Source organism: Streptomyces sp. MB09-02B (genome assembly GCF_033794485.1).
GTDB lineage: Bacteria > Actinomycetota > Actinomycetes > Streptomycetales > Streptomycetaceae > Streptomyces.
In genome coordinates this window covers 1-8253 of sequence record NZ_JARGEE010000395.1, presented here as the reverse complement: position 1 = coordinate 8253, position 8253 = coordinate 1, and the positions used below count along the sequence as shown (strand labels likewise).

Annotated in this window: 9 protein-coding genes; 4 read left to right on the top strand and 5 right to left on the bottom strand. The window is 68.6% G+C overall.

Annotated elements, in window-relative coordinates:
• Positions 1-99: 99 nt before the first annotated feature.
• Both P1P70_RS35710 and P1P70_RS35705 read left to right on the top strand, forming a co-directional pair.
• The gene (locus tag P1P70_RS35710) at positions 100-933 is read left to right on the top strand and encodes a hypothetical protein (protein ID WP_319245209.1); all 834 of its coding nucleotides are present in this window, start codon (positions 100-102) and stop codon (positions 931-933) included.
• Positions 934-1065: 132 nt separating this feature from the next.
• A complete protein-coding gene (locus P1P70_RS35705; RefSeq protein WP_319245208.1) occupies positions 1066-1251 on the top strand; it encodes a hypothetical protein in 186 nt (61 codons plus the stop codon).
• A 76-nt stretch (positions 1252-1327) separates the two neighbouring features.
• Here the strand turns inward: P1P70_RS35705 and P1P70_RS35700 are convergent, their stop codons facing one another.
• Complete coding sequence (locus P1P70_RS35700; protein ID WP_319245207.1) at positions 1328-1717, bottom strand: metal-sensitive transcriptional regulator; 390 nt, start codon at positions 1715-1717, stop codon at positions 1328-1330.
• A gap of 188 nt (positions 1718-1905) precedes the next feature.
• Here P1P70_RS35700 and P1P70_RS35695 point away from each other — a divergent pair, with 188 nt between their 5' ends.
• Both P1P70_RS35695 and P1P70_RS35690 read left to right on the top strand, forming a co-directional pair.
• Positions 1906-2526 carry a DUF47 domain-containing protein gene (locus P1P70_RS35695; protein WP_319245206.1) on the top strand — a complete coding sequence of 207 codons (621 nt, stop codon included), beginning with the start codon at positions 1906-1908 and terminating at the stop codon, positions 2524-2526.
• Positions 2527-2533: 7 nt separating this feature from the next.
• Complete coding sequence (locus P1P70_RS35690) at positions 2534-3532, top strand: inorganic phosphate transporter (protein ID WP_239755625.1); 999 nt, start codon at positions 2534-2536, stop codon at positions 3530-3532.
• Positions 3533-3689: 157 nt separating this feature from the next.
• On the opposite strand, the gene pstB is transcribed toward P1P70_RS35690, so the two are convergent.
• The 4 genes from pstB to pstS form a co-directional block, all read right to left on the bottom strand.
• On the bottom strand, positions 3690-4466 hold the full coding sequence (pstB, locus tag P1P70_RS35685) for a phosphate ABC transporter ATP-binding protein PstB (protein WP_033525068.1): 777 nt from the start codon (positions 4464-4466) through the stop codon (positions 3690-3692).
• Positions 4467-4566: 100 nt separating this feature from the next.
• Complete coding sequence (gene pstA, locus P1P70_RS35680; protein WP_319245205.1) at positions 4567-5622, bottom strand: phosphate ABC transporter permease PstA; 1056 nt, start codon at positions 5620-5622, stop codon at positions 4567-4569.
• Entirely contained in the window at positions 5619-6626 is a 1008-nt protein-coding gene (gene pstC, locus P1P70_RS35675; RefSeq protein WP_319245203.1) for a phosphate ABC transporter permease subunit PstC, read from the bottom strand. The genes pstA and pstC overlap by 4 nt, the downstream gene beginning before the upstream one ends.
• Before the next feature lie 137 nt (positions 6627-6763).
• Positions 6764-7894 (bottom strand): phosphate ABC transporter substrate-binding protein PstS, encoded by a 1131-nt coding sequence (gene pstS / locus P1P70_RS35670; protein ID WP_319245202.1) that lies wholly within the window; start codon positions 7892-7894, stop codon positions 6764-6766.
• Positions 7895-8253 lie beyond the last annotated feature (359 nt).

The following is an 8253-nucleotide window of genomic DNA, read 5'->3' as shown; positions in this document are numbered from 1 at the left end:
CCCCATCCCCGCACCACCCCGGCGTGACGACCTCCCTCAACCGTCGTTATCCGAAACGACCACAGGAACCCGGCAAACCCGGCAGGGGATCGGCAGGCGATGGTGACGCGGCGGCACAGCAGGACGGGCGCGGCACTCGTCGCGGCGGGACTCATCGCCGGCGCGACCGGCGTCACCGGCTGCGCCGTCCGCGGCCTCACCGACGACCCCCTCCCCTCCGACCCCGTCGACCTCATGCACCGCGCCGCCCCCGCTCTCGTCCGCGCGGGCAGCTCCAAGGCCCGTACGGAGATGGAGATGGCCACCGGCGGCACCCGGGTGACCATCTACGGCGAGGGCGTCTACGACTACGGCAGACAGCTCGGCCGGCTCAAGGTGCTACTGCCGCACGACCCCGCCGGCCGCAGCGAACACCGCCCGATCACCGAACTCCTCGCCCCCGGCGCCCTGTTCATGAAGAACCGGGGCGCGGGCGTCCCCGCCGACAAATGGGTCCGCGTCGACACGGGCGCCCTCTCCGACGGCAATCTGGTCACCGGGGGCGCCACCGACCCGTTCGCCGCCGCCGAGGTGCTGCGCGGGGCACGTACGGCCGAGTACATGGGGGAGACCGAGGTCGAGGGCACCCGGGTCCGTCACTACCGCGGCACCGCCGACCTCACGACGGCCTCCCGCGCGGCCTCCGAGGGCAACAGGGCCCCGCTGCGCGCCGCCGCCCGGGGCTTCGCCACGGCCCGCGTCCCCTTCGACGCCTACCTCGACGACGAGGGCCGCATCCGCAAGGTCCGCCACCGCTTCAGCTTCGTCAACGGCGGTGGCCGGGGCACCGTCGCGGTCGCCTCGACGACCCTGCTGTTCGACTTCGGCGTCCCCGTCACCGTACGTCTGCCGCGGCCCGAGGACATCTACGCCGGGAAGATCGCGGAGGAGTAGCCCGGCAGCACCGGTGGCCCGGACGAGGCAGGGGCGCGACGGAGGGCGCGGGCCGGAAATGGTCCGTTGGTGCCATGCGCGGGCCCCGGGCCGCTGCCTACCCTAGGAGTCGGTGACGGCTGAGAAGAGGTGATGCGCGTGGCTCCGGCAGGCGGTACGGCGGTTCAGGACCACGTGGCCCTCGCCGAGATCGAACTCTGCGGCGACCTCATCATCGCGGCCTCCACCACCGACGGCGACCGCCTCAGCCCCGACCGCATCGACGAGGTCCTCCGCGTCTGGGAGGAACGCGCCCACGAGGCCGAACCGCCCCGCTAGCGCACCCCCGTACTGAAAGCCCGCACCCGGTGGCCGAAAATCACCCCTCCCGAGGGGCGGCCGGGCCCACCGGTCCTCAGGTCCGCAGCAGCCGTCCGATCGCCTTCGTGGCCTCCTCCACCTTCGCGTCGATCTCGGCGCCGCCCTTCAGGGCCGCGTCGGCGACGCAGTGCCGCAGGTGTTCCTCCAGCAACTGCAGGGCGAAGGACTGCAGTGCCTTGGTCGAGGCGGAGACCTGGGTGAGTATGTCGATGCAGTAGACGTCCTCGTCGACCATCCGCTGGAGCCCGCGGATCTGCCCCTCGATGCGCCTCAGGCGCTTCAGGTGTTCGCCCTTCTGATGGTGATACCCGTGGATTCCACGGTCGTGGTCGGTCACCACACCCGACTCCGCGCCCGGCTCCCCACCCCGCTCCACACCGTCCACGGCGGAGGGCACCTCGGCTCCGGCCCCTGTGGTCGTCATCGCAGCCTCCAGACATATACCCCTACCGGGTATATCGTATCGAACTTTGGCGGGTATACGCCCTGCGGGCAGCCCCCATGCCGGCCCACCTGCCTGATGGGCGACACTGGGGGACGGCCCATTAGCCGTGGCCGGATGATGCGCCTAGCATCAGCCTGACCGAAACCCATGCATACCGAGGACCCCACGTGCGCTTTCGTCTGACCCCCAGGGAGACGAGCTTCTACGACATGTTCGCCGCCTCCGCGGACAACATCGTCACGGGCTCGAAGCTCCTGATGGAACTGCTCGGGGCGGACGCCTCCGCCCGGGCCGAGATCGCGGAGCGGATGCGGGCAGCGGAACACGCCGGCGACGACGCCACGCACGCGATCTTCCACCAGCTGAACTCCTCGTTCATCACGCCCTTCGACCGCGAGGACATCTACAACCTCGCGTCCTCCCTCGACGACATCATGGACTTCATGGAGGAGGCCGTCGACCTGGTCGTCCTCTACAACGTCGAAGAACTCCCCAAGGGCGTCGGGGACCAGATCGAGGTCCTGGCGCGCGCCGCCGAACTGACGGCCGAGGCGATGCCCAACCTCCGCACCATGGACAACCTCACCGAGTACTGGATCGAGGTCAACCGCCTGGAGAACCAGGCCGACCAGATCCACCGCAAGCTGCTGGCCATGCTCTTCAACGGCAAGTACGAGGCCATCGAGGTCCTCAAGCTCAAGCAGATCGTGGATGTGCTGGAGGAGGCGGCGGACGCCTTCGAGCACGTGGCCAACACGGTGGAGACGATCGCCGTCAAGGAGTCCTGAACCCTTCATGGACACCTTCGCTCTGGTCGTGACCATCGGCGTCGCGCTCTTCTTCACCTACACCAACGGCTTCCACGACTCCGCGAACGCCATCGCGACCTCGGTGTCGACGCGCGCGCTGACGCCGCGCGCGGCCCTCGCGATGGCCGCGGTGATGAACCTCGTCGGCGCGTTCCTCGGCAGCGGCGTCGCCAAGACGGTCAGTGAGGGCCTGATCTCCACGCCCGAGGGCTCCAAGGGGATGGGCATCCTCTTCGCGGCCCTGGTCGGCGCGATCACCTGGAACCTGATCACCTGGTACTTCGGCCTCCCGTCGTCCTCCTCCCACGCCCTCTTCGGCGGCATGGTCGGCGCGGCCCTCGCCGGCGGTACGACGGTCTACTGGTCCGGCGTGCTGGAGAAGGTCGTCATCCCGATGTTCATCTCCCCGGTGGTCGGCCTGGTCGTCGGCTATCTGGTGATGGCGGGCATCATGTGGATCTTCCGCCGCGCCAACCCGCACAAGGCGAAGCGCGGTTTCCGGATCGCGCAGACCGTCTCGGCGGCCGGCATGGCCCTCGGCCACGGTCTCCAGGACGCCCAGAAGACGATGGGCATCGTCGTGATGGCCCTGGTCATCGCGGACGTCGAGGACTACGGCGACCCGATCCCGATCTGGGTGAAGATCGCCTGCGCGGTCATGCTCTCCCTCGGCACCTACGCGGGCGGCTGGCGCATCATGCGCACCCTGGGCCGGAAGATCATCGAACTCGACCCGCCGCAGGGCTTCGCCGCCGAGACCACCGGCGCGTCGATCATGTTCATCACGGCCTTCATCTTCAAGGCCCCCATCTCCACGACCCACATCATCACCTCGGCGATCATGGGCGTCGGCGCCACCAAGCGCATCAACGCCGTCCGCTGGGGCGTCGCCAAGAACATCATCCTCGGCTGGTTCATCACGATGCCGGCCGCGGCCCTGGTCGCCGCGACGAGCTTCTGGATCGTGAACCTGGCCGTCCTCTGACGACCCGACCTCCCGCTGCCGCGCACCCGCGCCGGACAGCGGACGGGCCCGCCCCCGGGAGCCGGGGGCGGGCCCTTTATCTACCTCGCGGCGGCACCGCCATGCAGCACCGCGAGGGGTTCGGGGAGGCCGGCCGGGACACCGCCCGGCGCGCGGCTCAGCCGAAGCGGCCGGAGATGTAGTCCTCCGTGGCCTGGACGGACGGGTTGGAGAAGATCCGCTCCGTGTCGTCTATCTCGATCAGCTTGCCCGGCTGCCCGACGGCCGCGAGGTTGAAGAACGCCGTACGGTCGGAGACACGCGCCGCCTGCTGCATGTTGTGCGTCACGATGACGATCGTGAAGCGCTCCTTCAGCTCACTGATGAGGTCCTCGATGGCCAGCGTCGAGATCGGGTCGAGCGCGGAGCACGGCTCGTCCATGAGGAGCACCTTCGGCTCGACCGCGATCGCGCGGGCGATGCACAGCCGCTGCTGCTGCCCGCCGGAGAGACCGGAGCCCGGCTTGTTGAGGCGGTCCTTGACCTCGTTCCAGAGGTTCGCGCCCTTGAGGGACTTCTCGACGATGTCGTCCAGCTCGGACTTCTTCTTGCCGCCGACCAGCTTCAGGCCCGCCGCCACGTTGTCGTAGATCGACATCGTGGGAAACGGGTTGGGACGCTGGAAGACCATGCCGACCTCGCGCCGCACGGAGACCGGGTCGACCCCGGCGCCGTACAGGTTCTCGTCGTCGAGCATGACCTTGCCCTCGACGCGGCCGCCGGGCGTGACCTCGTGCATCCGGTTCAGGGTGCGCAGGAAGGTGGACTTGCCGCAGCCGGAGGGGCCGATGAAGGCCGTCACGGTACGGGGCTCTATGGCCATCGAGATGTCCTCGATGGCACGGAAGGAGCTGTAGTAGGCGTTGAGGCCGCTGACGTCGATTCGCTTGGCCATGGGATCACTGCTTCTTTCGCGAGGAATTCGCGGGGAATTCGGGGGTCTGGTCGCTGGTGGCCGCGTCAGCGACCGGGCGCGCGGCGACGCCGCGTGATTGTCATCGGGGGGCCTTCCAACGGGCGATGCCGCGGGCCGCCAGGTTCAGGATCATGATGAACGCGATCAGCGTCAGCGAGGCCGCCCACGCACGGTCGTACGCCGCTCCGGAACCGCCGCTCTGCTGGAACTGCAGATAGATGTACATCGGCAGCGAGGCCTGCGGGTCGGAGAAGGGGTTCGCGTTGATGTAGTTCGAACCCCACACCAGCAGCAGGACCGGAGCGGTCTCACCGGCGATACGGGCGACCGCGAGCATCACACCTGTCGTGATACCCCCGATCGCGGTCGGCAGCACGATTTTGAGGATGGTGCGCCACTTCGGCACGCCCAGCGCCAGCGAGGCCTCGCGCAGCTCGTTCGGGACGAGCTTGAGCATCTCCTCGGTCGAGCGGACGACGACCGGCAGCATCAGGATGGTCAGCGCCATGGCGCCGGCGAAGCCGGAGGGGCCCATGCCCAGGATCAGGATCCAGGTGCTGAGGATGAACAGACCCGCGACGATCGACGGGATGCCCGTCATGACGTCGACGAAGAAGGTGACGGCCTTGGCGAGCCGGCCCCGGCCGTACTCGACCAGGTAGATCGCGGTCAGCACACCGATCGGCACGGAGATGACGGCGGCGATGCCGACCTGCTCCAGGGTGCCGAGGACGGCGTGGTAGATGCCGCCGCCGGGCTGGGAGGTTGCGACCACGCCCATCGAGTGGGTGAGGAAGTAGCCGTCGAGGACCTTCACACCGCGGCTGACGGTCTCCCAGATGAGGGAGGCCAGCGGGAGCACCGCGAGCAGGAACGCGACCCAGACGAGGCTGGTCGCCACCCGGTCCTTGGCCTGGCGCTTGCCCTCGACGCGCGCGGCGATCGCGAACGAGCCGAGGACGAAGAGGATGCCGGCGATCAGGGCCCACTGGATGGAGCTCTCGAGGCCGGCGGCGGCGCTGATGCCGAGGCCCAGCACGACCGAGGCGGCGGCGACCGCCCAGGGGAACCACTTGGGCAGGGACGCGGCACGCAGGGTGCTCGGGCCCTTCGGGGTGAGAGTTGCGTTGCTCATGCGTTGGCCCCCGAGAACTCCTTGCGGCGGGCGATGATCAGCCGGGCCGCGCCGTTGACCAGCAGGGTGATGACGAACAGGACCAGACCGGAGGCGATCAGGGCGTCCCGGCCCATCTCGGTGGCCTCGCTGAACTTGCTGGCGATGTTCTGGGCGAACGTGCCGCCGCCCGGGTCGAGCAGGCTGAGGTTGATCTCGAAGCTGGACGACAGGACCATCGCCACGGCCATGGTCTCGCCGAGCGCGCGGCCGAGGCCGAGCATCGAGGCGGAGATGACACCGGAGCGTCCGAAGGGCAGCACCGCCATGCGGATGACCTCCCAGCGGGTGGCGCCGAGGGCCAGCGCGGCCTCCTCGTGCATCCGCGGGACCTGGCGGAAGACCTCACGGCTCACGTTGGTGATGATCGGCAGGATCATGATCGCGAGCAGGATGCCGACGGTGAGCATCGAACGGGGGGCGCCGCCCTGCCACTCGAGGATGCCGGTCCAGCCGAGGTAGTCGTTCAGCCAGCCGTAGAGCCCGTCGAGCTGCGGTACGAGGACCAGGATGCCCCAGAGGCCGTACACGATGGACGGCACGGCCGCGAGCAGGTCGATCACGTACGCGATGGGGCCGCCGAGCTTGCGCGGGGCGTAGTGCGTGATGAAGAGCGCGATGCCGACCGCGACCGGGACCGCGATGGCCATCGCGATGACCGACGAGACGACGGTGCCGAAGGCCAGGACCGCGATGCCGAACACCGGCGGGACCGCGGTGGGGTTCCACTCGAAGGTGGTGAAGAAGTTGGCCTCGTCCTTGCTGATGGCGAGCGCGGCCCGGTAGCTGAGGAACACGGCGATGGCCGCCATGAGCACCAGCAGGAAGATGCCCGACCCGCGGGACAGGCCGAGGAAGACGCGGTCGCCGAGGCGCGTGACGCCACGGGCGGCACGCTTGTCCTCGGCCGGCTCGGCAGGCGGTGGAGTTCGGGGTGCGGGAGTGTCTTTGATCGATATGTCCATCAGGTTCTCCGGTCTGCGGAGCCGTCGCCGTGCGGGCGGCGGCTCGGGGCGGAGCCGCCCGCGGTGGCGGGAGACTCCTGGCGGCGGTGCACCGGACGGTGCGGCCCCGTCCCGGTCGGAACGGGACCGCACTCAGGTCAGCTCAGTTCCGAGATGGTCGTACGGACCTTGGTGATGATCTCCTCGGGCATCGGGGCGTACCCGGCCTCGGAGAGCAGCGCCTGGCCGTCCTCGGACGCGATGTAGGCGAGGAAGGACTTGGTGGCGGGCAGAGTGTCCGCCTTGTTGCCCTTGTCACAGATGATCTCGTACGTGACGAGGGTGATCGGGTAGGCGCCCTCGGCGGTGGGCGTGTAGTTGAGCTTCAGCGCCAGGTCCTTGCCGGTGCCCACGACCTGGGCCTCGGAGATGGCCTTGGTGGCGTTCTCGACGGTCGCCTTCACCGGCTCGGCGGCACCGGTCTTGACGTCGACCGTGGTGATGCCGTCCTTGGCGTAGGAGAGCTCCATGTAGGAGATGGCGCCCTTGGTCTCCTTCACGCCCTGCGCGACACCGGAGGAGCCCTGCGCGGACTGGCCGCCCTTGGCCTGCCAGGCCTTGCCGCCCTCGTACTTCCAGTTGTCGGGGGCCGCGGCGATCAGGTACTTGGTGAAGTTGTCCGTGGTGCCGGACTCGTCCGAGCGGTGGAAGGCCTGGATCTTGAGGTCGGGCAGCTTCGCGTCGGGGTTGAGCGCCGCGATGGCCTTGTCGTTCCAGTTGGTGATCTTGCTGTCGAAGATCAGGGCGAGGGTCTTGGCGTCCAGGACCAGGTTGTCGACACCCGGGACGTTGTAACCGACGGCGATCGGACCGCCGACCATCGGCAGGTCGATGCCCTGGCCGCCGGTGCAGACCTTCTTGGAGGCGGTGACCTCTTCGGGCTTGAGCGCCGAGTCGGAGCCCGCGAAGGCGACCTGGCCCTGGGTGAACGCGGTGATGCCCGCGCCCGAACCGCTGCCCTTGTAGTTGATCACGACGTCCTTGCAGGTGCTCTGGTACTGCGCCACCCAGGCGTCGATCGCGTTCTTCTGCGCGGAGGAGCCGTCGGCCAGCAGCTGACCCTTGGCGTCGCCACAGTCGATGTTGCCGGCGGCAGCCGTGCTGTCACCGGTGCCGCTCGCGCCACCACTGGTGTCGTCGGACCCGCACGCGGTGAGGGTCAGAGCGCCGGTGAGGGCGACAGCACCGAGAGAAAGGGCGCGCATCCGGTTCTTGCGCTGAAGCTTCACTTTCGGGAGTTCCTTCCAGGAGCCGCCGTCCACATGGCGGCGTGCGAAGTCGTCGTATCAGCCTCGGGACCCGTTCCGCCGATGCCTTGGTCCCTCAGACTGCTGTCGTCACGGGCTGCGAGGCCGCATTTCGGTCCACATCCCGCACCGGGTAAGGCCGAAATTAGGCAGATCAGGTGAAGCCGCCAATGGACGGAAGTGAACGGCGAGTGAACCCCTGCCGACAGTGCGGTGAGGTCACGGAACGCTTACGGCCAGAACACGCGAGGGTCCCGATGCTTCACCGCCCCCCTCCTCCAGTCCCTAACTCTCCGCACCCAACTGGCTACAGAGAGAAACAATCCCCAACCGACCCCAAC